Source organism: Vibrio sabulosilitoris (assembly GCF_055391395.1).
Genome location: NZ_AP029600.1, coordinates 1,021,333 through 1,041,566, shown reverse-complemented (window position 1 = coordinate 1,041,566; position 20,234 = coordinate 1,021,333). Strand labels below are relative to the sequence as shown.

General features: G+C 47.4%; 19 protein-coding genes and 5 tRNA genes. 16 read left to right on the top strand and 8 right to left on the bottom strand.

All coding sequences use genetic code 11. The features are described 5' to 3' along the window. Nucleotides 1-14: 14 nt before the first annotated feature. Nucleotides 15-530: an NUDIX hydrolase gene (locus ACZ5R2_RS20175; RefSeq protein WP_464902833.1), complete on the bottom strand. Its 516-nt coding sequence runs from the start codon at nucleotides 528-530 to the stop codon at nucleotides 15-17. 372 nt (nucleotides 531-902) lie between these two features. Between ACZ5R2_RS20175 and ACZ5R2_RS20170 the strand changes: the two genes are divergently transcribed. The 3 genes from ACZ5R2_RS20170 to ACZ5R2_RS20160 all read left to right on the top strand — a co-directional run bounded on the left by ACZ5R2_RS20170 (nucleotide 903) and on the right by ACZ5R2_RS20160 (nucleotide 4,265). Further along, on the top strand, nucleotides 903-2,558 hold the full coding sequence (locus ACZ5R2_RS20170; protein ID WP_464902834.1) for an ATPase RavA domain-containing protein: 1,656 nt from the start codon (nucleotides 903-905) through the stop codon (nucleotides 2,556-2,558). Between the two features lie 11 nt (nucleotides 2,559-2,569). Then, nucleotides 2,570-4,015, top strand: a complete 1,446-nt coding sequence (gene viaA, locus ACZ5R2_RS20165; protein ID WP_464902835.1) for an ATPase RavA stimulator ViaA — start codon at nucleotides 2,570-2,572, stop codon at nucleotides 4,013-4,015. A gap of 176 nt (nucleotides 4,016-4,191) precedes the next feature. Continuing rightward, a tRNA-Cys gene (locus ACZ5R2_RS20160) sits at nucleotides 4,192-4,265 on the top strand. A 33-nt stretch (nucleotides 4,266-4,298) separates the two neighbouring features. On the opposite strand, the gene ACZ5R2_RS20155 is transcribed toward ACZ5R2_RS20160, so the two are convergent. Continuing rightward, nucleotides 4,299-5,087 (bottom strand): lipase family protein, encoded by a 789-nt coding sequence (locus tag ACZ5R2_RS20155; protein ID WP_464902836.1) that lies wholly within the window; start codon nucleotides 5,085-5,087, stop codon nucleotides 4,299-4,301. A gap of 271 nt (nucleotides 5,088-5,358) precedes the next feature. Here ACZ5R2_RS20155 and ACZ5R2_RS20150 point away from each other — a divergent pair. The 4 genes from ACZ5R2_RS20150 to ACZ5R2_RS20135 all read left to right on the top strand — a co-directional run bounded on the left by ACZ5R2_RS20150 (nucleotide 5,359) and on the right by ACZ5R2_RS20135 (nucleotide 5,856). Continuing rightward, nucleotides 5,359-5,445, top strand: a tRNA-Leu gene (locus ACZ5R2_RS20150). Nucleotides 5,446-5,474: 29 nt separating this feature from the next. Continuing rightward, nucleotides 5,475-5,548 (top strand) — tRNA-Cys (locus tag ACZ5R2_RS20145). An 81-nt stretch (nucleotides 5,549-5,629) separates the two neighbouring features. Continuing rightward, a tRNA-Cys gene (locus ACZ5R2_RS20140) sits at nucleotides 5,630-5,703 on the top strand. Nucleotides 5,704-5,782: 79 nt separating this feature from the next. Then, nucleotides 5,783-5,856 (top strand) — tRNA-Cys (locus ACZ5R2_RS20135). A gap of 144 nt (nucleotides 5,857-6,000) precedes the next feature. Here the strand turns inward: ACZ5R2_RS20135 and trxC are convergent. Further along, nucleotides 6,001-6,426, bottom strand: coding sequence for a thioredoxin TrxC (trxC, locus tag ACZ5R2_RS20130; RefSeq protein WP_464902837.1), 426 nt, complete (start codon nucleotides 6,424-6,426; stop codon nucleotides 6,001-6,003). A 159-nt stretch (nucleotides 6,427-6,585) separates the two neighbouring features. Between trxC and ACZ5R2_RS20125 the strand changes: the two genes are divergently transcribed. Next, nucleotides 6,586-7,683, top strand: a complete 1,098-nt coding sequence (locus tag ACZ5R2_RS20125) for a beta-ketoacyl-ACP synthase 3 (protein ID WP_464902838.1) — start codon at nucleotides 6,586-6,588, stop codon at nucleotides 7,681-7,683. A 334-nt stretch (nucleotides 7,684-8,017) separates the two neighbouring features. Next, entirely contained in the window at nucleotides 8,018-8,206 is a 189-nt protein-coding gene (locus tag ACZ5R2_RS20120; RefSeq protein WP_464902839.1) for a hypothetical protein, read from the top strand. Between the two features lie 96 nt (nucleotides 8,207-8,302). Here ACZ5R2_RS20120 and ACZ5R2_RS20115 read toward each other — a convergent pair whose 3' ends face one another. Next, a complete protein-coding gene (locus ACZ5R2_RS20115) occupies nucleotides 8,303-8,860 on the bottom strand; it encodes a PhnA domain-containing protein (RefSeq protein WP_438457475.1) in 558 nt (185 codons plus the stop codon). 176 nt (nucleotides 8,861-9,036) lie between these two features. Then, nucleotides 9,037-9,834 (bottom strand): M48 family metallopeptidase, encoded by a 798-nt coding sequence (locus ACZ5R2_RS20110; RefSeq protein ID WP_464902840.1) that lies wholly within the window; start codon nucleotides 9,832-9,834, stop codon nucleotides 9,037-9,039. A 77-nt stretch (nucleotides 9,835-9,911) separates the two neighbouring features. Between ACZ5R2_RS20110 and ACZ5R2_RS20105 the strand changes: the two genes are divergently transcribed. From ACZ5R2_RS20105 to ACZ5R2_RS20095, 3 genes are all read left to right on the top strand, one after another. Further along, a complete protein-coding gene (locus tag ACZ5R2_RS20105; RefSeq protein ID WP_464902841.1) occupies nucleotides 9,912-10,367 on the top strand; it encodes a hotdog fold thioesterase in 456 nt (151 codons plus the stop codon). A gap of 62 nt (nucleotides 10,368-10,429) precedes the next feature. Continuing rightward, a complete protein-coding gene (locus tag ACZ5R2_RS20100) occupies nucleotides 10,430-12,118 on the top strand; it encodes an SgrR family transcriptional regulator (RefSeq protein WP_464902842.1) in 1,689 nt (562 codons plus the stop codon). Continuing rightward, nucleotides 12,097-13,032 carry a LysR family transcriptional regulator gene (locus tag ACZ5R2_RS20095; RefSeq protein ID WP_464902843.1) on the top strand — a complete coding sequence of 312 codons (936 nt, stop codon included), beginning with the start codon at nucleotides 12,097-12,099 and terminating at the stop codon, nucleotides 13,030-13,032. Before ACZ5R2_RS20100 ends, ACZ5R2_RS20095 begins: the two co-directional genes overlap by 22 nt. 1 nt (nucleotide 13,033) lies before the next feature. Here the strand turns inward: ACZ5R2_RS20095 and ACZ5R2_RS20090 are convergent, their stop codons facing one another. Next, nucleotides 13,034-15,712: a bifunctional acetate--CoA ligase family protein/GNAT family N-acetyltransferase gene (locus ACZ5R2_RS20090; protein WP_464902844.1), complete on the bottom strand. Its 2,679-nt coding sequence runs from the start codon at nucleotides 15,710-15,712 to the stop codon at nucleotides 13,034-13,036. A gap of 186 nt (nucleotides 15,713-15,898) precedes the next feature. Here ACZ5R2_RS20090 and ACZ5R2_RS20085 point away from each other — a divergent pair, with 186 nt between their 5' ends. The 4 genes from ACZ5R2_RS20085 to yciH all read left to right on the top strand — a co-directional run bounded on the left by ACZ5R2_RS20085 (nucleotide 15,899) and on the right by yciH (nucleotide 18,490). Further along, on the top strand, nucleotides 15,899-16,438 hold the full coding sequence (locus tag ACZ5R2_RS20085; protein ID WP_464902845.1) for an SPOR domain-containing protein: 540 nt from the start codon (nucleotides 15,899-15,901) through the stop codon (nucleotides 16,436-16,438). A 196-nt stretch (nucleotides 16,439-16,634) separates the two neighbouring features. After that, nucleotides 16,635-17,633: a D-alanine--D-alanine ligase gene (locus ACZ5R2_RS20080; RefSeq protein ID WP_464903659.1), complete on the top strand. Its 999-nt coding sequence runs from the start codon at nucleotides 16,635-16,637 to the stop codon at nucleotides 17,631-17,633. 160 nt (nucleotides 17,634-17,793) lie between these two features. Beyond that, a complete protein-coding gene (locus ACZ5R2_RS20075; protein WP_464902846.1) occupies nucleotides 17,794-18,174 on the top strand; it encodes a DUF3319 domain-containing protein in 381 nt (126 codons plus the stop codon). Nucleotides 18,175-18,178: 4 nt separating this feature from the next. Beyond that, on the top strand, nucleotides 18,179-18,490 hold the full coding sequence (gene yciH, locus ACZ5R2_RS20070; protein ID WP_438457483.1) for a stress response translation initiation inhibitor YciH: 312 nt from the start codon (nucleotides 18,179-18,181) through the stop codon (nucleotides 18,488-18,490). Nucleotides 18,491-18,594: 104 nt separating this feature from the next. Here yciH and ACZ5R2_RS20065 read toward each other — a convergent pair whose 3' ends face one another. Next, nucleotides 18,595-18,732, bottom strand: a complete 138-nt coding sequence (locus ACZ5R2_RS20065) for a hypothetical protein (RefSeq protein WP_464902847.1) — start codon at nucleotides 18,730-18,732, stop codon at nucleotides 18,595-18,597. A gap of 258 nt (nucleotides 18,733-18,990) precedes the next feature. Continuing rightward, nucleotides 18,991-20,211: an ammonium transporter gene (locus ACZ5R2_RS20060; RefSeq protein ID WP_464902848.1), complete on the bottom strand. Its 1,221-nt coding sequence runs from the start codon at nucleotides 20,209-20,211 to the stop codon at nucleotides 18,991-18,993. Nucleotides 20,212-20,234: the final 23 nt, after the last annotated feature.

Sequence of the window (20,234 nt, the reverse complement as noted above, 5' to 3'; positions counted from 1 at the left end):
TGAAATGTTTGCATCTAAAGATAGCCACACAGTTGTGCTTTACTTAGGCAAGCGATCGTTTTAGCGTCGGTGAGTTGATTCGTTTTGATAAGCTCTTGAAGGTGCTGCAGAGGTAGGGTTTCGACCTGGATTATCTCGTCATCGTCCAGTGCGCACTCGCCGTGTATGCTCGCTCCCTTAGCAACGAATAGATGCTGGATCTCATCACAAAAACCCGCCATGGGCGTGACTTGACCTAATGGCAAAAACTGCTCAGCAACACAGCCGGTTTCTTCAAGCAGCTCTCGCTGTGCGCAGGCTAACGGGCTTTCACCTTCTTCAATGGTTCCGGCAGGCAGTTCTACTAACCACTTTTTCAGCGAAGGGCGATACTGATTAACCACAATTATTTCACCTTCAGCATTGATGGGTAATACCACGGCAGCGCCAGGGTGTTGAATATTGGTGTGAGTGATCTGCTTGCCATTGGGCAGGACGACCTCTTCTTGCTCTAAACGGATAGACTTCCACTGATGAATAAGACGACTCATGTCCTTACCACGCTCACTGACAACATAAACTTGCCTCCACTCTAACTACAAAAGTCAGCAATAAAAAGACTAAGGGAGTAAAATCCCAGCGCTTATTCCATTTTTGACCCGTTTCACACAATGGTGTGATGTGCAATTTCAAAATTACAAACAAAGATTGTGTTGTTCACACTTTTATTCATACATTTATCTGTGTCACATTTTGTTACACAGCATTGGCCAATTTCCATCACAACTGAGCAGCTATTTCAAGCGCTTGCCTTGTCAGCCTCGGTCCCACCTAGAACTAAAGTTGTAAGTGCAGGGTTGGGAATGTAGCTATAATGTTAATTGAAAACAAAGATAAAATGAGCAGTAATAAAAGGAAAGTGGATGTTGAAGCCAGTCTCTACGTCACATGCAAATAAAGCATTGTTATCAGAGCGAATCAATAAGCTTGCCAAGGGCTTATCGGATGGCGTGTATGAGCGTGAGCGCACGATCAAAATGTGTTTACTGGCGGCATTATCTGGTGAGAGCGTGTTTTTGCTCGGTCCGCCGGGAATCGCAAAGAGTCTTATCGCCAAACGTCTTATCCAAGCGTTTGAGGACTCGAGCTATTTTGAGTATTTGATGACGCGTTTCTCAACGCCTGAGGAAGTGTTTGGTCCACTGAGCATCCAAGAATTGAAGGACAACGGCCGCTACGTGCGCCTAACCCAAGGGTATTTGCCCACCGCCCAAGTGGTCTTCCTTGATGAGATATGGAAGGCAGGGCCGGCAATCCTGAACACCTTGTTAACCGTGGTAAACGAAAAGACCTTCAAAAATGGCAGTGAAATAGAACCAGTGCCAATGCGTTTGTTGGTCTCGGCTTCCAACGAACTACCAGATGAGGATAGCGGCCTCGATGCGCTTTACGATCGTATGTTGGTGCGTATCTTTGTCGACCGAATTCAAAACAAGCAAAATTTCCGTTCGATGTTGACCGTTGGCACTCCGCAAGAAGTACAACTCGAGCCAGGGTTGGCCATTACCGATCAAGAATATCATGACTGGATGCGCGCACTACAAGATATCCCACTCGACGAGCGCACCTTTGAAAAGCTCTATACGGTTAAGACAGCACTCGAACAAGATCCTCAAGCCATTCAGCTTGGCGAAGAGCAGATGTACGTCTCGGACAGACGCTGGAAAAAAGCGATTAAGCTGCTCAAAGCCAGCGCGTATTTTAATGGTCGAGATACCATTAACCCACTGGATCTACTGCTACTCGAGGACTGCCTATGGAACAGCCCAGAGTCCCGACAGGTAGTCCATCAGGTGATGCGAGACTATGCCCTTAACCATGCTTTTGACCAACAAGAGGTGGAGTTACAGGTCAACAGTTGTCGTGAGGATTTGCATGACATCCAAGAGGAGATCAACCAAGCCTTTAGTATGACCCTCAATCATGAGGCTGCCTCTAGAATTTTGAAAAAGACCAGTATGTCTTATGACCTGAACCAGGCCAAACTGTATAAGGTCGGCGTGATTGGCAATCTGGCCAAACTGGTGTTGCTACAAAGCAATATGTCCGTTTCTGATGTCGATAAGGGCGATACACAATGGGTCTACGTGCCGAAAAATGATCTTGAAAAGTTGGTCAAAGAGGGAAGTGGAGAGATTTTTGGCTACGTAAACACTAAATCTCAAGTCACCAAACTGCGTTTCGACCTTGATGCTCAGGAGCGTTTGGTGATCAAAGATCTCGCCAATCGCTCAGTGCTGGTCGGATTAGCGACTACCCAACCTATAGAGACCGACAACTATGCCGAGTGGCTTGAGCGCTGCAAGGCGATTAATCACCAAGTGCAATCGATGCAACACCATGTTCGTCAAGTGAGCTCGGATTTTCGCGGAGCATTACCGCATAATTTCCTCGATCAAGACATCTTGCTGGCAATGGAGTCTGGGTTGCAGTTGATAAGTGAGCAAGCCGAGGGCTTTGCCGAAGAGTGTGACAACATCATTAAGCGTATTCACGCGTTCCCAGAGTTTTTTAGGTAGAGAGGTGGCGTATGTTGGGTGCAGATAGTGTTAATTTAGCCTTGATGGTAGCGGAATCAGGCATCATCGACACCGCGATTAATGATGTCATGGCTCGCTCGCAAATGGTCGTCATGGCCGAAAATCGCGGCGTCTCGACTTCGGTTAAAAATCACTTGATGAAATGGCGCACGTCGGTCAAAAAACGCATCACTAAGGTGTGCGAGACAGAGCGGTTCAAGACAGAGCTTGCCCTCTATCAACAAGTGATCCATTGGAACGAATCTCAGTTTGATACTGAGATTGAAAGTGTTGTTAAACAACTCGAGTGGCATTCTGCCTTTTACGTCAAAGCCCGCAAGCTGCTCGACGATAACAAGATAAAACACAACCCGATGTTCCCGCACTTTTTTTGTGACCAATGGTATCAGCATCTTAAGGCGGCATTAAAACAAGCGCAGGTTTCAGAGCTAGAAGCCAACAAAGAAAAGGTGCTCGACGATCTCTATCAACGCATAGAGACCATTCAAGAGATGGATGGCATCACCAGTGCGGGTGACGAGGAGAGTATTGGACGTTTATGGGATATGGCGTCGGCTAAACTCAAACGCAGCGATGTTGGTCAACTGAAACAGTACGCCGATTTCCTTAAGAAAAATCCTGGTCTGCAAGCCATTGCTACCTCTCTTGGCCGAATGGCGGGCGAGGTAGATGATCCGGCCTTAACCACACTGCCAGATGAGACACTGGAAGTGGTCGAGGAGAGCAGTGATGAGGTGGCCGATGATATTGTTGGTGTGCATCAAAGTGATGACCTTAACCGCTTACTGCCTAATGAGACGATGTTTTTAACCCATCCAGAGCTAGAAGTGGTGTTTTATCAGCACCTGATTGACAAGCGTTTGATGAATTATCGCGTTAAGGGTAAAGCGCGCACTATCCGTAAAGTGGTGGCGCATAAGCCTGACCACGCCGCTGGTGAGATAGAGAAGGGACCGTTTATTCTCTGCGTTGATGCCTCTGGTTCAATGAAGGGCTTTCCGGAAAAAAGTACCAAGGCAATGGCCTACGCTCTAATGCAAATTGCCTTGGCAGAGGGACGAGATTGCTTTGTGATGCTGTTCTCTACCGAACAGATCACTTACGAGCTAACCAAGCAAGATGGTTTGCAAGAGATGGCGGATTTTCTTAGCTATACCTTCTATGGCGGCACGGATATCGAGCAGGCGTTGATTCGTTCGATGGAAATGCTCCAGACCGAGCGCTATCGTAACGCGGATGTGTTAGTGCTCTCTGATTTTATTGCGCCAACGCAATCCGAGGAACTTGAGCAGCGGGTTAATGATTTAAAGCAGCGCCATTTTCGTTTTCATGCGGTGTGTGTCTCGCGTTACGGCAATCCAGAGCTCACTGAGATGTTTGATCACTGCTGGCATTACGCGCCGAGCATGTTGGAAAGATTTACCAAGCGACACTAGCATCGCTGACTATATCAGCACATTGTAGAGTATTTGTTCGATTGGGCATAAACTGAAAAAAACCATTGACTGACACAGTGAAGCAGGTAAAGTACACGCCATCGAATCGGTGGGGCACACGATTTCTGGGTTTCAGTCGTTGTGGGTTCATATAGATTTGATGGCAAATCAAATGAGGCGTGTTGGCAGAGTGGCTATGCAGCGGATTGCAAATCCGTGGACCTCGGTTCGACTCCGGGACGCGCCTCCATTTCTTTGAAGCTTTTCTTTGTCTTGCAAAAATCTACCTTTCATCAAAAAAGTCTTTGTTCCGAATATACTTGCTCATCAGGTGGTAGGAAAAAGGGCGCATAATCCAACTTAACACTGAACGTCCAAAGCGAATCAAGCTCGGCGTGTTTTCGTATATCCGTCCATTGTATAACCACAACATTTTACCTACGTGCCAGTAGACCAAAGGCAGCGGCGGCATAAATGTGACCATATCTAAATCGCAGCAGATGCGGTAGGTCTTGTGCGATAAGCGATAATGTTTCCTGAAATTCCAGTCGCCAATCGACGGTTGACCAAAAGTTACAATCCTCTTGATCGATTTAGGGTACTTTGTCTCAAGATAGTCGCCAAACACGCAGCCGATCGCGCCTCCAGACGAGTGCCCGGTAATGGCGATACGCTTTCCTTGCTCGATGAGGGGAACCAATGTCTGTTCAAGCCGCTCTAGTACCGTTGCACCAAGGCGATCTTCGTTGCGTGAAGGCTGACTCTCTTGATTGAGAAGATAGTAAAATCCTGCGTGGATACGATAATTAAGCCCAAGCGACTGGCAACTGCGCGTCCAAAGGGCGAAGTTAAGCAACCAATCGAGCGCGCTGTGAGAGCCCTTGATCACCACCACTACTTCTTTACTGCTTTTACTCCACAGTACCCGTACCAGCGTTTTGCCAAATTTGTTCTTGATGATGCGTTGTCCATTTGGATCGAAACCGTAGCGTGTTTGCTTAAAAACACGTGGATAGGCGAGACTGCACAATACGGCATAACGTTCATACTGATAACGTTTTAAAGGTTTCATCACATCAGGGCAGGTCATTTAGGCAAATTACACATTAATAAAGCTGTGTGAATTTGTGATGACATTGATTATCACAACAATCGCTCAGCGTTTAGATTGATTAACATCTGCCCTAATCGGTGCGCCTTTATACTGCGGAGTCGCCTTTTTAACCATATGAATAAAAAAGATAAAAATTAAGTTGACCTAGAATCTCAATCCGTTAAAGTACGCCTCGTTCTCGCGGCTCAGGCCTCTAGAGCAGATGGTGTTGCCATCGCATGATTGCGTTGCCCTGGTGGTGGAATTGGTAGACACAAGGGATTTAAAATCCCTCGACGTTCGCGTTGTGCCGGTTCAAGTCCGGCCCGGGGCACCATCACAATCAATGAGATTGAGCGCTATAAAGGCGCCTTGGCAGAGTGGCTATGCAGCGGATTGCAAATCCGTGGACCTCGGTTCGACTCCGGGAGGCGCCTCCATTCTCTATCGCAACATGGCGGGATGAGAATTGGCGAAAACTCATTGAATAAAACTGAATTAACTCTATGTTAATCACCAAAGGCGTGTTGGCAGAGTGGCTATGCAGCGGATTGCAAATCCGTGGACCTCGGTTCGACTCCGGGACGCGCCTCCATTCTCTCTTACTCGATGAGTCGGAGACAGAGCAGTAACAAGCTCACCTCAAGCAAGATTAACTCATGTTAATCATCAAAGGCGTGTTGGCAGAGTGGCTATGCAGCGGATTGCAAATCCGTGGACCTCGGTTCGACTCCGGGACGCGCCTCCATTTTTATTCCCGATTATGTATCAAATGAATTCGTTTTCTTAGTGAACTTGTGTAGGCTTTTAATGCAACTCAGTCCGAATGCGACCCAGTTTGATCGCGACCCGGACCAATTCATTGTTCGTAACCGAGTCGCAATTGCCTCTATTAAGACTGAGCAAGCCACTGTTCAAATTGCTGTTTTGGCAGCGCACCGTTGATCACATTCACTCTTTGACCCTGTTTAAACACCATGATGGTTGGGATACTGCGGATACCAAATCTTGCCGCAAGCTGTTGCTGCGCCTCGGTGTCAACTTTAACAAAGCGGGTTTTCGCTTGCTGCTCCGCCGCTACCTGTTCAAATACAGGAGCAAAGCTCGTGCACGGGCCACACCATGGTGCCCAAAAATCCACGACCACGGTTTGGTCACTTTTTAATAGCGCATCAAAATTGTCTATCGTAGCTTCGACAGGCTTACCATCAAGCAAAGGAGATTGACAGCGACCGCATTTAGCGACCTGGTTAATTTTATCCTCTGGTACTCGATTCAATCCCTGACAATGCGGACAACGGGTGTTGAATGTGTTCATTAGTGGTTCCTTTTTTACAGCTTAGGCTTTGTTGGGTATATACTTATAAGTGTTTGAGAAGTCGAAGTTCATCGTTCGCAGTATAGACTAGTGATTTGACTCTATTTTGCAATCGTCTCTCGATTGGAAATACCAATTACAACGATAAGTAGGAACTGATTGACTATGTACTACGCAGAGATCACTGGGTGGGGGAAATGTCTACCACCTGCTGTATTAACTAACCAAGACTTAAGCTCATTTATGGATACCTCTGACGAGTGGATCCAAACCCGCACTGGGATCAGTTCTCGTCGTATTAGCCATGTTAATACATCGGACCTAGCTACAGTGGCCGCGCAGCGTGCGCTTGATTGTGCAGGGCTTGCGCCTGAGGACATTGACCTGGTCATAGTGGCAACATGCTCTCCGGATTCATTGATCCCCAATACCGCTTCTAAGGTGGCACAAAATCTAGCGATCAGCAGTGCTGCTGCGTTTGATCTAAATGCGGCATGCACGGGTTTTCTATATGGCCTTGAGACTGCAACGCGTATGATTCAAGCAGGCAATTACCAACACGCCTTGATTATCGGGGCGGAGCGCTTGTCGTTTTTTATCGACTGGACCAAGCGTGACACCGCGGTACTGTTTGGTGATGGAGCAGGCGCCGCGGTGGTGTCTCGAACCGAGCAGGTACTCGGCCTGCAGAGCGCAAAAATTGGCTGTGATGCCAAGGGGCGCGATATCTTGTCGGTACCCAAGTTTGGTACCTCAATGGAGCGGTTTGACCCAGAAAACGGTTACTGGGACTTCAATTTTGTTGGTAAGGAGATTTTCAAGCGCGCGGTTAAAGGGATGGGGGCAGCCACTGGTGAGGTGTTACGCCAAGCGAAGTTAACCCAAGAGCAGGTCGATGTGGTTGTGCCACATCAAGCCAATATTCGCATTATCCAGACCTTATGCGATCTGTCTGGTATTCCCCAAGACAAAGCGTTCATCAATATTCAAAATTACGGTAACACATCAGCAGCGACGATACCAATCGCGCTTTGTGAGGCGGTTGAGCAGGGTAAAGTGCAACCCGGCAACACGCTGTTGCTGGCGGCATTTGGCGCGGGCTTAACTTGGGGGGCTGGGATCATCCACTGGGGCGAGCGAACTCAGCCTATCAATCACAGTACGGCACAGTTGCCTGACTGTACTCAATCCGCGACAGAGCTTATTGATCGTGCGATTAAGCACTGTAAGCAGTATGCCGCGAATAATCCCTCGTGAATCGCTTTGATAGACGTGACGGATCAATAGTGGATTAGCCAAGATTAGAAATAGTAGTGCAGTATAGACCTGGCTCACCTTTTGGTGAGCTAGTTTTTGTTGGTAACTTGTTACGCCATATTGCGCTTGTGAATAAAAATTGCCCGACAATTGCACCAGTTCTCTCTTGTTGTGAATAATTATTCTTCGCTGCGGGTTAACTTATCGCCGCGTGTGAAACAAACTCTAAACATAAGAAAATCTAATCCGAAAGGAGAGTTTTTGTCATTATTTACAATGCAATTAATCACTTATGATTGTGTCAACAAGGTGACCGAATATTGAGGAGTTAGGTATGGCACAAGCAATGCAAATCGATGCAATCGTAGTTTCAAGTCCTAAGGAAAGCAGAAGCTACTCGGTTAACTTCAAAGGATTGATTAAACACTTATTGGACATTTTGTTTGTCGATAATACGCCGCGCAGCTACTACGCAAGCGACCTTTCAGGGCATATGCAGAAAGATATTGGGCTTTATCGCTAACCGAGCCAGACAAAAAAGCCAGTTCATCGAACTGGCTTTTTTACGTTTGAAGGAGGTGACCCTGAGCGAGCTCACCTCTCTTGCGTGTCAGAGTGCTTATTTCTTACGACAAAACTCGCAGCGAAGCCAGATAGATTGGCCTTCGACTTTACCAGAGAAGAGATCAGGATCATCTTGAGCAAGACCAATGCCACGCACCACGGTACCTTGCTTAACAACCATGCTTGAGCCTTTTACTGGCAGGTCTTTGATGATTGTGACATCGTCACCTTTTTGTAGCTCGACGCCATTGCAGTCTAGGTGTTTATCGTCTGCTGACATCCCTTTCATTGCCCAAGTCATGGTGTCTTCTTCCATGTACATCATGTCCAACGCATCTTGAGCCCAAGACTCGCTGTTAAGACGAGTCAGTTGGCGCCACGCCAATACCTGTACTTGAGGTACTGGGCTCCACATGCTGTCGTTAAGACAACGCCAGTGGTTAATATCTTTTGGCGCTTCAATCTCAGACAGACACTTGTCACACAGCATTGCTGCGTGGTCAACGGTAATCGTTGACTCTGGCGGAACCGCATAAGCTGTAAGAGAGGTTTCTGCGCCGCAAAGTTCACATTTTGATTCGCAACGTTGTAATAGAGTCGCTTCTGTAGACATGATTATCTTACCTAACATTCAATTTGGGTCGGATTATAGCGGAAGTCAGGCAAAGATGCTGGTAAAAGTTATCTATTCCAGCTAGATAAATGAGCAAAAGTTATACTGTCACTCATCTCTTTACGCTTAAAACACAGGCAGTTAGCAAAAGAAACAAATTTCACTGACAATACAAGCTAGCCTGGCACTTGGCAATTTGGTTTGCCACCGGCGGCAGGCGGCACCTTGGCGATTTGCTCACGCAGGTCCTTGATCCGGGTTGAATGAGATGGATGGGTGGAAAAAAACTCTGGTGGCTGAGAACCACCGGAGGCTTTAGCCATATTTTGCCACAATGAGACACTGGCGGTGGGCGTGAAGCCAGCACGTGCCATAAGATCTAAGCCTATAATGTCGGCTTCAGACTCTTGGGCTCGACCATACGGTAAGATCACCCCGTATTGAACGCCAAGCCCAAGTGCAGCCATAGTCATTCCCCGATATTCACCAGCCCCGCTACCCGCAAGGGCGACATCGGTGATCTGCAAACCAACATTGGCTAACTGACTTTGTGAAAGGCGCTCATTACTGTGGTCTGCCAGCACATGCGCAATCTCATGGCCAATCACAGTGGCTAGCTGATCTTGGTCTGTAGCAACATTAAGCAGACCCGTGTAAACACCAATTTTCCCACCTGGCAACGCAAAGGCATTAACCTGCTCACTGTCAAAGACAACGACCTCCCACTCAGTAAACGCGGGCTGGGGTGGAACATAGGCGGTAATTGCATTGGTGACACATTGAACATAAGCATTGACTTGCTTATCTTTACTAATCGCGAGCTCTTGCTTCATTTGTTCAAATGACTGTGAACCCAGCGAGCTCATGTCCGAGTCGGAAAACAAGATTATCTGGTTACGTCCGGTTGGCGACGAGCTACACGCAGTTAAGGCGATACCTAAAGCGATAAAACAAAAGCGGATCCCGTTAGACATTATCAATCTCCGTATTGATATAGTGATACAACTTCTCTTACCATTATGGCTAACCTACAAATGATGGACAAGTTGCTATGGCATTCAACGACCTAGATTCACTCAATCCAAGCCAAACGATATGGAAACAACGCGCTGACTTAGATGCGCTCAATCAAATGTCTCACAACACCTTGGTCGAACATCTCGAAATCCGCTTTACTGAGATCACCGACAACTCAATCAGTGCTACGATGCCAGTATGTCACTTCACCCATCAGCCTTTTGGCCAGTTGCATGGCGGTGCATCGGTTGTCTTGGCCGAGACGGTAGGCTCGGTGGCGGCCAATTTATGTGTTGATGAGGGGTACTACTGTGTTGGGTTGGACATCAACGCCAATCATCTGCGGGCAAAAAGTGAGGGGGTTGTGACCGGAACTGCGCGTGCTATACACCTCGGTCGTTCAACGCAGGTTTGGCAAATCACCATTGAGGATGAAGAGCAGCGCGCGATCTGTGTCAGCCGCCTGACTATCGCCGTTAAACAGCGCTAAGCGATTTCCGAGCTATTAAACGTTTTATTAGAGCAATTTAACCAGAAAAATAAGAAGTAATAATGAGCAGTCCACGCCTTAGAGTCCAGTTTGAAACCTTGTTTGAGCACTTTGCAGGTCAAGACAGTCAAGTCAGGATCGAAGAGATCACTGAGGTTTTGTTCTGCACCCGACGTAATGCGCGCATTGTGCTAAATAAGATGGATGAAGAAGGGTGGATAGAATGGCATCCGGCACCGGGTCGAGGCAAGTTGTCACAACTCAACTTTAAGCGCAACCGGACCGATGTCAGTCGCCACTTGGCCTTGCGCTACCTAGAAGAGGGTAAAATTGAGCACGCACTCGGGGCGATGAACAACGACTCAGCAAAATTAGCTCAAGTCATTGAGGGTTACTTGGGAGTTCAGCACCGTCAGGGTGAGCAAGTGATCCGCCTACCTTACTATCGCCCGTTATCAATGCTCAATCCAAGAATGCCAATGCGCCGCTCTGAGCAGCATATCGCCCATCAGATTTTTAGTGGTTTAACTAGACTAGACGATAATGACCAATTAGCGCCTGATCTCGCACACACTTGGGAAACCATCTCCGATTTACAATGGCGATTTTATTTGCGTCCCAATATTCGCTTTCATGATGGCAGTATGCTCACTACGCAGCACATCGTAGAAAACCTCAATGAACTGAGGCAGTTTACTCTGTTTGAAACCATCGAGAGCGCTACATCGCCATCACCCTTGGTGGTCGATGTACATCTAAACTCTCCTGATCTGCGTTTACCGCTACTGTTGGCTGAGACCTGTGCCAAGATAATACCCCATAAGTTAGAAAGAAATGACGAGTTCGATCTGGCACCTATTGGCAGCGGGCCATATAAGGTGGTGAGAAACGATGAGCAGAAGTTGGTATTGCAGGCCTTTGATGGCTATTTTGGTTATCGCGCCTTGGTGGACACGGTTGAAGTGTGGGTGATTGATGAGGCGTATTCCAGTCTGGTTTATCCAAGTGTCTCGAACCCAATCAAGCCCACCAACAGTAATATGGAGCAGAGTGTTGAGCTCGACCCTGGCAGTATTTATTTGCTGCTTAACCAAAGGACAGGGGTAGCAAAGGACCCTCGCTGGTCAGAATATTTTTCTAATAAATTCAATGCTCTAAGTCTATTTCGTGAGCTGCCAAGTGACATTGTCACCAAACTTGGCGTTCTTCCCGCCCATGGTCTAAAGCCAGGATGGTTGCACCACACAGATTGTGACCTCAGCATCGAGCCACCAAGCCAGCGGGTGATCAGGCTCGCCTATCATGACCGACATCCAACCTATCCGCACTTAGTTAAAGCGCTAGAGCAGCGTTTGAAGCAGGATGGTTTAAGCGTGGAGCTGTCAGCCTATAACCTAGAGCCTGAAGACACCGAAGAGATTGATATCTGGATTAAGCCGATGAGTATCGCCAATCATCGCGATGATGCATTGGCCGGTTGGTTGCTCGACTATGGTGATATCGAGCGCTTGAGCAGTGATGAAAATTTCCGAAAGTGGAAGGAGCTGATCTCATCATGGCGTGAGTGCGAATCGCAGCCCTTTCCCGCCCATCAATTGGGCAAGGCTCTGATTGAGCAGCGCCAGATCATTCCGCTGTTCCACTGTTGGTTGGGTGTCAATCAAGAGCAATGCGGTGCACTGCAAAATGCACAATGTAATGCGCTTGGATGGTTTGATTTTAGTCAGGTATGGGTTCGCCCAGATCGTTAGTGAACAGAATAAGGAAGAGTGGAGTGATTAGTCCAATAACACTGGAAGCACTGAGTATTCTTGATGCCATCGAGCGCAGAGGTAGTTTTGCCGCCGCCGCGAATGAACTCAATCGCGCACCATCGTCACTTAGCTATCAAATTCAAAAGCTTGAGCAAGATCTTGATATCACCATATTTGATCGCTCCGGTCATAAAGCCAGCTTTACTCAAGCCGGAAGATTGATCCTCGAACGTGGCAGACTCATTCTCGAACTGACAGGCAACATGGTTGAGGAGGCCAATATCATTGCCAATGGTTGGGAGCTGGATTTGACCATTGCCTATGATGGTATTATTCCGATTTCGAGCTTTTTCCCTGTAATCGAAGCGTTAGGCCAGCAAAGCCAAACCCGGATTAAGCTTCAAGAAGAGATCTTAGCCGGCGCGTGGGAGTCTCTGAGTAGTGGGCGTAGTGACCTTTTGATCTGCCCAGCGATTGAGGGCATCAGCCAAGATATCAAGGTACAGACGATAGGGAGGCTATCGATGGTATGGGTGGCTGCGGTTGATCATCCCGTGCATAAACGCACCTCTGAATTTGATGACCAAACCAGGCTCAAGTATCGCGTTATCGCAATCTCAGACACCGCACGAGAGCAGCCTACGATGAGCATCAATGTCCTAGACAAGCAGCCGCGCCTAACGGTCACTAACTTTGCCAGCAAACTCGATGCCTTAGTGGCTGGCTTAGGTATTGGTACTTTGCCTGAGCCTGTGGCGCGTAAACTGATTGCACAAGGCCAGCTGCAACAGATCGATGGGGCAGTGTCACGGCCGATAGACATAGTACTTGCCTGGCGTCGTAACCAATTGGGCAAGGCTAAGTCATGGTTAATCAAATACTTGAACAAGCATTGGCAACTTGGCAGTTAAACTAATCGTCCAGTGGGAGCACCATGTCAGCGGTGCCGTCTTCAAAATCAATCGACACGGAGAAACCCAGTGATTTAGCCAGATTGAGCATGCCTTGATTGGTGGGCATCGTCATACCGCTGATCTTGGCTGTACGATGATCTTTACAGTAATCAACGATCCGGCTGAGTAATAGCTTCCCTAGGCCCATGCCTTTCTGATCAGATCGGATCAGCACCGCAAACTCAGCATCAAGGTTATCTGGCATGATCATCGCTCTTGCCACCCCGAGGATCTCGGTCGGTGGTGATAAGGTTTGGGCGACAAAGGCCATCTCTCGATCATAATCAATCTGGGTTAGCGCGGCCAAAGCCTCATGGTTGAACTCACCCACCTCGGTAAAGAATCGTTTGTAGAGATCCTCGTTAGAGACTTGGGAAATAAACTTATCATGCAAGGGCTCATCTTCTGGCTTGATGGGTCGCATCAACAGTTGACGCCCATCTTTTAGGGTGATGAGCTGCTCTAGTTGATTAGGGTAAGGTTTGATTGCGAGCCTTTGTTGGGTATCACCGTCAAAGGCTTTGATACACATATCTGCATCGACAATACACACCTTGCTGCCCTTAATCATTAGTGGATGGATATCCAGTGTATTAAGCTCTGGGTTATCGACCACCATTTGTGAGATGGTGGCAATAAACTCTGCTAGTGCATCAATATCAATCGGCTCCGGACGCTTTTGCAGTCGGATCACCCCAGCTTTGACTGCGCGAATAATGAAATAGCGTGCCAATGCAGTATTGAGTGGAGGAAGGGCACACACTGAATCTGTAACAGGATTCCACTCCGAACCGCCTTGTCCTATCAGTAAAACCGGGCCAAATAGTGCATCGGTGTGAACTTTAAGGCGGATCTCTTCAGAGCCAGCCGAGTTGGCCATCGCTTGGACTGCGACACCATCAATGTTGGCACTTGGGTAGGTTAACTGGGCACGATCAAGTATTGCATTGGTCGCAGCAGAGACCTCATTGGCGTCGCGCAGTGACAACATGACCCCATGGACATCCGATTTATGAGCAATGTCCGGTGAGAGGAGCTTTATCGCGACCGGATAACCAATCTGCTGCGCAAGATGAGTAGCTTCGCTTGCATCAATCGCCACCCAAGTTTCTAGTAAGTCAATCTGGTAGAGTTCAAATAGCTTGCGCAGATGGTGGCTTTCAAGCTTAACCTCATTGTTGTCAGTGAGCTGGTTATTAAACCATTGCCGGGCGGCTGCCAAGGCTTGCTCTCCGATCATCTCGAGCGAGGTCGGCGTTTGCATTAACTGTTTTTGATTGCGCCGGTATTCGACAAGATGCATGAAAGCTGTCACTGCGCTCTCAGGAGTGCGGTAGGTGGGAATTTTAGCCGTAGTGAACAGATTGCGAGCGTTTTTAGCGGTTTGCTCACCTGTCCAGTTGGTAAAAATATTCAGTCGATGCGCCTTTTGTTTATTAGCGTGAATCACTTTTACAATCGCTCTTGCGGTCTCCTCACTGTCAGAAACTGCAGAGGGTGTATGCATGATCAGTAGTGCATCAAGCTCACGACTATCAAGAAGCGTCTCAACCACTTGACTAAAGCGTTTACTGGTTGCATCGCCATGAATATCGATTGGGTTGCGACCGCTCCAGCCTGGCACCAGCTTGCTCAGCCTTGCGATCATATCGGGGTCTTCAATGCTGGCAAGTTTACCACCAAGATGAATCAGTTTATCTGTGGCAATAATCGATGGCCCGCCTCCATTGGTAACAATCATCAATCGCTCACCACGCAAAGGGGTTGGGTGGGCTAAGGTTTCAACTGCAGCAAAAAGCTCGTGCGTGCTGTGAACGCGCAGCATACCTGAGCGCTTGATGGCCGAGTCATAGATGATATCCATTGACATAGGGGTAGAGTAGTAGTCTTGCAGTGAGGTCAAACCTTCATGGCTGCGGCCTGCTTTTAATACCAGTACCCGACGATTACGTGATGCCGCTCGAGCTGCGGAAATAAACCGCCGGGCATCCAAAATCGAGTCAACGTAGAGAACAATAGCCTGAGTTTTGCTATCAACCGATAGATAGTCAAGCAGTTCGTCAAAGCCGATATCACTGCCATTGCCAAGCGATATAAACGCTGAAAATCCAATGTTTTGTGCATTAGCCCAGTCAAGCACTGTGGTGCACACGCCCGCAGATTGCGAGATAAAGCCGATCGAACCTGCTTGTGCTGGGAGAGGGGAAAAAGAGGCGTTAACCCCTAACCAAGGTAGCATCATGCCCAAGCTGTTCGGGCCGAGGACTCTGATATTGTGTTGTTTTGCCAGGTTTTGTACTTGCTCGGCGAGCAAGGCATCTTGCTGATCAAAGTGAGTCGCCAAGATCACAATTGATTTCGTTTGCTTGGCACTCAAGCTCGGGATAAGGTCGAGATTGACTTCATTGTTGGTGCACAAAATGGCAATATCTGGTGAGAGCGGCAAGTCCTCAATGGATTGATAGGTATACACGCCACACACCGACTTGTGCTTGAGTGAGACGGGCATGATCGTACCTGCAAAACCTGCTGAAAGTAGATTTTTCATCACGATATTACCGGCGCGATGGGTGGTTGCTGAAGCACCAATTACCGCAATAGTTTGGGGTCTTAATAAGTAATCAAGTGAACGTGCCATATCGCCATCTCCGCACAGTGTTTGTATGAAGAATAAGCGCTTAACAAAGCAACTGCTATCACAAGGGCTATCAATGTGCCTTAGTTCACAATGTGCTGTTATTAAATGAGTTTGCTCGCTTGATTCTGTGCCTTGACAGGGGCATCATTGATGTAATTTATAAAAAATAGTCAGCTGAGTTTTTCAATGAAAAAAATGCTTGTTGTCGGTTTGAGCTCGCTTGCTGCAGCTTGTACATCGAATACCTATGTCACAGACGTCAAATCCGAGTCTTATGTCGAAGATTATACCCTGACCAAAGAGGCAGCCATTGTCGAAATAGAGGCACAATCAGCGCAAAGATCGATAACTAAGACTGAAACTGTGGTTGAAACGCAGCGTAAGCAGGTAGCCAAGCCAGTGCTTGTTACCCCACCGAGTGATGATCAGCAGCAAAAGCAAATTCGCTATGGCTATACCATTCAAGTGGCGGCAATGAGCAGTCAGGCCAAAGTCGATAATTTGCTCAAGGCATTTACCGACAGCACGCAGCCAGTGTGGCAAAATGATAAGGTCGTCGATGGCGTGAAGTGGCATACGGTTCTTTACGGTGATTATGCAACCCGAAAAGAAGCGGTGAATGCGATAACGGTTTTGCCTGAACCAGTGCGTCGTCTAAAACCATTTGTGAAGAGCATTGATGCGATAAAAAACTCTCAATACCCAGAATTAAGTAAGCTTAAGTAACTAAACCAAAGCAACTTTTACTAAATTTATCGGGTACAAGCCAAAGAACCATAAGGTCCTTTTGTCATTTTCAGGTCAATAATCGCCTAAGAAGTATGCGTTTGGGAAAAACAATTGCATTTTGTGGTTGGTAAACATGTCACAACACCGCGTTTCCGATTATCATGATCTTAAGCAACTCCAAACCAATGATATTATGACAACACGTAAATCTATTCTTTTACTTTGTGGTGGTGACTCTTCTGAGCATGAAGTGTCTCTGGTGTCTGCAGGTTATCTGCAAGCTCAACTTGAGTCGACCAAGCAGTATTCTGTGTATAAGGTCGAGATTAAAGACGGAGAATGGCGCACCGATAGTGGTGAGCTAGTTGCTCTTGAGACCAGCTCCAAGACGCTGGTTGGCGATCAGCTTGCTGTGAAGATCGATTACGTTGTGCCATGTATTCACGGTTTTCCTGGAGAGACGGGCGATATTCAATCGTTGCTCAAGATGGCTGATATCCCATACCTCGGTTGTGATGCTGAAGCAAGTACCAATAGCTTTAACAAGATCACCTCCAAGCTTTGGTATGATGCACTTGGTATCCCAAATACGCCTTATGTGTTTCTAACTGAGAATAATGCCCATGCTGTCAATCAGGCTGAGCAAGCATTGGAGCAATGGGGGAGCGTGTTTATTAAAGCGGCCTGTCAAGGTTCCTCAATTGGCTGCTACAAAGTGACCGATAAAGCAGAGATCGCCCAAACAGTTGCCAACGCATTTCAATACTCTCATCAAGTCTTGGTGGAGAAAGCACTCAAACCACGCGAGCTTGAAGTGGCGGCGTTTGAGTATCAAGGCGAGCTGAGAGTGACGGTTCCTGGTGAGGTCATCGCCCCAACGGAGGCCTTTTACACTTATGAAGAGAAGTACAGTAGCGATAGCCACACAACGACGGAAGTGGTTGCACCAAACCTCAGTCCGGAACAAGTACGTGACATCCGAGCCTACGCATCGCGCGTGTTTACTCATATGGGTTTGCGTCATCTGTCTCGAATTGATTTCTTCCTTACTGAAGACAACGAGATCTATCTTAACGAGGTCAACACCTTTCCAGGAATGACACCCATTTCCATGTTCCCTAAGATGGTTGAGCACTCAGGTGTCAAGTTTGCCGAGTTTTTAAACGATTGTATTCAAGCTGACCTGCGCTAATCTTCGGCAACTGCGCGTAAGACAGTGCGAATCTAAGCGGAAAACCACAAACTCCAGGATATTTTACTATTGGGGGTTTCTTTTGAAGATTGTTACTGATATAACCGTAAGTTGTTGTTAAACCTCTTAAACAAGAGTGAACGAAGATTAGCGGTATAGAATGGCGTTTAGTAACTATCGAGGCTTTAATATTAAACTCCTGAATCGTGAGAAAGATCTCTGGCAGGTGCAAATTCAAAACAAGGTTCTACAGGGACAGCTTATCGGCGTGCGTAAGAGCATCGATTGGTTTTGCGATAGTGCATCCATCATTGACCCTTCTGAGTTTGCTTCGCTGGCGAATAAGCGCCCGGTGGTAAAAGGGAGTGTGGACAATTTCCACGGCTTCCTTTTACAAAATGACAGCGGCGAATATAATGCTTGGTATTGCATGTTCAAAGGTCGCCTGATAAAGGGGACGAATATTGCCCTGAAAAAACACATTAGAGAGACTATCGCTGCAATCAACAAGCAACGTGCAGCGCTTAAAGTGAAGAATTAGAGTCATGACATTAGTTTATTCAACCGAGTCAGGCCGCATTAAGCCTGAAGAAGAGAAAGTTCAGCGTCCAAAAGGCGATGGTATTGTTCGCATTCAACGCCAGACCAAAGGTCGAAAAGGCAAGGGCGTTTGTATTGTCACTGGCCTCGACCTGGATGATGCTCCGCTGAAGCTATTGGCGGCTGAGCTGAAAAAAGTTTGCGGCTGTGGTGGTGCTATCAAAGACGGCACGATCGAGATTCAGGGTGATAACCGCGATAAGATCAAGGCACATCTTGAAAAGAAAGGCATGACCGTTAAGTTAGCCGGCGGTTAATCTTAACGAGGAACATCTAAGGCAGCGCAGTGCGCTGCCTTTTTCTATTTGTGCCGCAGTGAAATCGGTAAAACAGATAACCGCGGCGGCTCAGGTATAGAATCTTATTCGAGCGTAATGAAGATTGACTCGGCGATTTCTAAGCTGCTTGAAATATGGCAATGCAACTCACCAGCTGCAAATAGATCAAAGCTGTAGATAGCAGCAATACAGGCAATCGCCAGACTCGATGACTTCAACATAAACTTCTCCCTCAGTAAATGACACCCCAAAGGCAGGTTACAACTGCGATTGGGTATTATAAATTAACGACGGTGGCAGAATTGTACTGAAGAATGGCAAGTACTTAGCTATTGATTTGGAATGAATCTCACGAATGATAGGGCTTTGAGGACAACAAGAAGTAGGGTATCAAGGCTTGAATACAACAATGCCGTATTACGGTTCGCTTCAATGCTTCGTAACACGGCAAACAGGATACAACGATAATCAGTCAGAGATTAGTCGTCGTTAACTGAGGAAATTCGGTGAATCGCCAAGTCAGCACCATTGAACTCCTCTTCCTCAGAAAGGCGCAGTCCTGTGATTTTATCAAGAAGGCCGTAAATTATTGCAGCGCCGACTAATGCGACAGCGATACCAGCGACTGTTCCCACCAATTGAGTAAGTAGACTCACACCACCAAGGCCACCAAAGGCTTGCTGGCCGAAAATACCGGCAGCGATACCACCCCAAGCACCGCACAGACCGTGTAAAGGCCATACGCCCAACACGTCATCAATTTTTGTCTTATTCTGCAGGTAGGTAAACACCCAAACGAACAGAGCACCGGCAATACCACCGGTGACTAAAGCACCAATTGGGTGCATTAGATCAGAACCAGCACAAACGGCAACCAGGCCAGCCAAAGGTCCGTTGTGAATAAAGCCTGGGTCATTTTTACCAATGATCAGTGCGGCAAGAATACCGCCAACCATCGCCATCAGAGAGTTTACAGCGACCAGACCGCTAATACCATCAAGGGTTTGTGCTGACATCACGTTAAAGCCAAACCAGCCAACACTTAAGATCCACGCACCAAGAGCTAAGAAAGGAATGTTTGAAGGCGCAAAGTTGGTATGCTTGCCTGCTTTAATTCGGCCTTTGCGCATGCCAAGATACACGACCGCGACCAATGCAATCCAACCACCAACACCATGCACGACGACAGAACCGGCAAAGTCGTGGAACTCTGCTCCAAAGGTTGACTCAAGCCAAGCTTGGAAACCAAAGTTGCCATTCCAAATCATCCCTTCAAACAGTGGGTACACCAGACCGACCGTGAAAAAAGTCGCCAACAGGATAGGGTAAAAGCGAGCACGTTCAGCGATACCACCCGATACGATTGCTGGAATTGCAGCGGCAAAGGTCAGCAAGAAGAAAAACTTAACTAACTCATACCCGTTACCTTGTGAGAGGGTTTCGGCATCAGCAAAGAAGGTTCCGCCATAAGCGACCCAATAACCGATAAAAAAGTAGGCAATCGCTGAAACGCCAAAGTCAGCAAGAATTTTAACCAGTGCATTTACTTGGTTCTTTTGACGCACGGTACCTACTTCAAGGAACGCAAAGCCTGCATGCATTAGAAAAACCATAATGGCGCCTAATAAGAGGAAAAGTGTGTCAGAACTTTGCGTAAGGGTGTGTACGGCTCCGTGTACCTGCTCTATGGAAGAGGACATGCTTAAATAACTCCTTTATATTG

Bases quoted from the DNA above. Each gene is read 5' to 3' on its own strand.
- trxC (WP_464902837.1), bottom strand. From the start codon at position 6,426: ATGAACACATTCAACACCCGTTGTCCGCATTGTCAGGGATTGAATCGA.
- ACZ5R2_RS20090 (WP_464902844.1), bottom strand. From the start codon at position 15,712: ATGGCACGTTCACTTGATTACTTATTAAGACCCCAAACTATTGCGGTA.
- ACZ5R2_RS20170 (WP_464902834.1), top strand. From the start codon at position 903: ATGTTGAAGCCAGTCTCTACGTCACATGCAAATAAAGCATTGTTATCA.
- ACZ5R2_RS20060 (WP_464902848.1), bottom strand. From the start codon at position 20,211: ATGTCCTCTTCCATAGAGCAGGTACACGGAGCCGTACACACCCTTACG.
- ACZ5R2_RS20120 (WP_464902839.1), top strand. From the start codon at position 8,018: ATGGCACAAGCAATGCAAATCGATGCAATCGTAGTTTCAAGTCCTAAG.
- ACZ5R2_RS20085 (WP_464902845.1), top strand. From the start codon at position 15,899: ATGAAAAAAATGCTTGTTGTCGGTTTGAGCTCGCTTGCTGCAGCTTGT.
- ACZ5R2_RS20075 (WP_464902846.1), top strand. From the start codon at position 17,794: ATGGCGTTTAGTAACTATCGAGGCTTTAATATTAAACTCCTGAATCGT.
- ACZ5R2_RS20095 (WP_464902843.1), top strand. From the start codon at position 12,097: ATGGGTTCGCCCAGATCGTTAGTGAACAGAATAAGGAAGAGTGGAGTG.
- ACZ5R2_RS20080 (WP_464903659.1), top strand. From the start codon at position 16,635: ATGACAACACGTAAATCTATTCTTTTACTTTGTGGTGGTGACTCTTCT.
- yciH (WP_438457483.1), top strand. From the start codon at position 18,179: ATGACATTAGTTTATTCAACCGAGTCAGGCCGCATTAAGCCTGAAGAA.
- ACZ5R2_RS20100 (WP_464902842.1), top strand. From the start codon at position 10,430: ATGAGCAGTCCACGCCTTAGAGTCCAGTTTGAAACCTTGTTTGAGCAC.
- ACZ5R2_RS20065 (WP_464902847.1), bottom strand. From the start codon at position 18,732: ATGTTGAAGTCATCGAGTCTGGCGATTGCCTGTATTGCTGCTATCTAC.
- ACZ5R2_RS20155 (WP_464902836.1), bottom strand. From the start codon at position 5,087: ATGAAACCTTTAAAACGTTATCAGTATGAACGTTATGCCGTATTGTGC.
- ACZ5R2_RS20105 (WP_464902841.1), top strand. From the start codon at position 9,912: ATGGCATTCAACGACCTAGATTCACTCAATCCAAGCCAAACGATATGG.
- ACZ5R2_RS20175 (WP_464902833.1), bottom strand. From the start codon at position 530: ATGAGTCGTCTTATTCATCAGTGGAAGTCTATCCGTTTAGAGCAAGAA.
- ACZ5R2_RS20115 (WP_438457475.1), bottom strand. From the start codon at position 8,860: ATGTCTACAGAAGCGACTCTATTACAACGTTGCGAATCAAAATGTGAA.
- ACZ5R2_RS20110 (WP_464902840.1), bottom strand. From the start codon at position 9,834: ATGTCTAACGGGATCCGCTTTTGTTTTATCGCTTTAGGTATCGCCTTA.
- viaA (WP_464902835.1), top strand. From the start codon at position 2,570: ATGTTGGGTGCAGATAGTGTTAATTTAGCCTTGATGGTAGCGGAATCA.